Source organism: Cupriavidus sp. SK-4 (assembly GCF_000611125.1).
Classification (GTDB): Bacteria; Pseudomonadota; Gammaproteobacteria; order Burkholderiales; family Burkholderiaceae; genus Cupriavidus; species Cupriavidus necator.
The window spans coordinates 89,661-90,085 of sequence record NZ_JFJW01000068.1 but is presented as its reverse complement, the minus strand read 5'-3'; the positions used below and the strand labels follow the sequence as shown (position 1 = coordinate 90,085).

Genomic DNA, 425 nt, shown 5'->3' with positions numbered 1-425 from the left:
GGGGCCCGCCAGCGGGCCGGCGCGGCGGCCCTGCCCTTCGCCGCGCCGCCAACGCTGGCCACGGCGGTGCTGGAAGAAGCCGCGCGCCTGCAGGCGGCGCAGGCCGCGCGACGCGATGCGCTGCTTGCGCGCGTGGCGTCAGGCGAGCCCGCAGCGGAGATTCTGGGTGCCCCGGTCGGTGCCGCTGCCAGCGCGTGGCTGCAGGCACAGGCGGCTGAGGCGGCACCACCACCACGGGCAACACGGACCGCAGCGCAAGCCATGGCAGCGCGCGCCGCGCGCGCGCGGCGCTGGTGGCGCTCGCTGGGACTCGTGGCCAGCGTCGCGGCGGTGGCCGGGCTGACCACCAGCATCGTGCTGCGGCAGATCGATGACGGCGCACTGCTGCCGGCATCGGCGCCTGAACAGGTGTCCGCCCCGGCCGC

At 77.9% G+C, this 425-nt stretch carries 1 pseudogene; it reads left to right on the top strand.

Annotated elements, in window-relative coordinates:
- Positions 1-425, top strand: a pseudogene (locus CF68_RS38350) (hypothetical protein); the annotation flags it as partial.